General features: G+C 61.6%; 1 protein-coding gene. It reads left to right on the top strand.

Going from position 1 to position 1457, the window contains the following annotated elements:
* Positions 1 to 67: 67 nt before the first annotated feature.
* A complete protein-coding gene (locus AC3WMV_RS14190) occupies positions 68 to 1027 on the top strand; it encodes an alpha/beta hydrolase (protein ID WP_492561391.1) in 960 nt (319 codons plus the stop codon).
* The last annotated feature ends 430 nt before the right edge of the window (positions 1028 to 1457 follow it).

The following is a 1457-nucleotide window of genomic DNA, read 5'->3' as shown; positions in this document are numbered from 1 at the left end:
AACCTGCTGTGAAACCCAAGCAAAACCGATCGGGCGCTGATGGCGCCCGATCGCTTTGGAGATTTGAATGTCATTGAATCCTGATATCGCCGCATTTCTGCAACTGGTCGGCAACGGCCGGGCCAGTGGCAAACGCGTCGGCATGCATGAGCTGACCCCGAGCGAGGCCCGCGAACAATTCGATCAGTCATCGATGCTGATGGACGCCGGCGGTGAAGAACTGGTCGTGGTGGATGAGCTGCAATTGCCGGTGCGTGACGGTGCACTGTTGAACGCACGGATCTACAGCAATCATCCGTTGCAGGCGGGTGCCGGACGTCCGGCACTGTTGTATTTCCATGGCGGCGGCTATGTGGTCGGCAGCCTCGACTCGCATGATTCGTTGTGCCGTGCGTTGGCCGCGCTAGCCGATTGTGTGGTGCTGTCGGTGGCGTATCGACTGGCGCCGGAACATCGTTTCCCGACAGCGGCCGACGACGTCCGCGATGCCTGGGACTGGCTGGTGGCGAGTGCTGCTGATCTGGGCATCGATGCGGCGCGGCTGGCGATTGCCGGCGACAGCGTCGGTGGCAGCCTGGCCACGGTGCTGGCTGCGCAACTGACGGATGCTGCTGTGCAGCCGCGTTTGCAGGTGCTGATTTATCCGGTTACCGATGCCAGTCGCACTACGCCTTCGATCGAGCGTTTTGCCGAAGGTTATCTGCTGGAGAAGGCTTCGCTGCAGTGGTTCTACGCGCACTATCAGCGTGATGCCAGCGATCGTCTCGATCCGCGTTTCTCGCCGTTGCTCGGCGAAGTCCCGGCCAATGTCGCGCCGGTGTTGATGGTGTTGGCCGAGTGTGATCCGTTGCATGATGAGGGGGGGGCTTATGCCCGGCATTTGCAGGCGGCGGGGGTTGTTGTGGATTTGCAGGTGTACTCGGGCATGACGCATGACTTTATGCGGATGGGGGCGATTGTTGATGAGGCTGAAGAGGCGCTGGGGTTGATTGCTGGGCGCTTGGTAGAGGTGTTTGCTTTGGCTTGATGGGGTGGGCGGGTGAGTGGGTGAATATCCGTTGCTGCGGTAACGGCCGCCTAGGGTTTCGCCCTTACGGCGGGTCACTTTTGGCAAACGCCCGGAATGCCGGCCCAGCCAAAAGTAACCAAAAGGTCTATGCCCTGACGTTCGGCCCTCGCTTAGGCTCGGGTTCCTTCGCTCCGGGATTCATCCGGGGGGCAGCGCCTACGGTTTGCTTCGCTGCACCTCCTCTCGCTGTGTTTGGCTGCGCCAAACGGTCGCTGCGCTCCCACCCCCGGATAAATCCCTGCACTCAGCCTGCCGACGGGCCCTCAGATCAAAAGCGGTACTCGAGCTAACGCTCATTGTGTTGAGTGGGGCGGCTTCGCCGCATGCGGGGCACGCAATCTGAACTGTAGGAGCCAGCCCGCTGGCGATGGCGGCCTGCGAGCCGACC

The sequence above is a fragment of the Pseudomonas sp. FW305-3-2-15-E-TSA4 genome, assembly GCF_058787295.1.
Note: the sequence above shows the minus strand (reverse complement) of the source record. Positions and strands in the feature narration are given on the sequence as shown.

Bases quoted from the DNA above. Each gene is read 5' to 3' on its own strand.
- AC3WMV_RS14190 (WP_492561391.1), top strand. From the start codon at position 68: ATGTCATTGAATCCTGATATCGCCGCATTTCTGCAACTGGTCGGCAAC.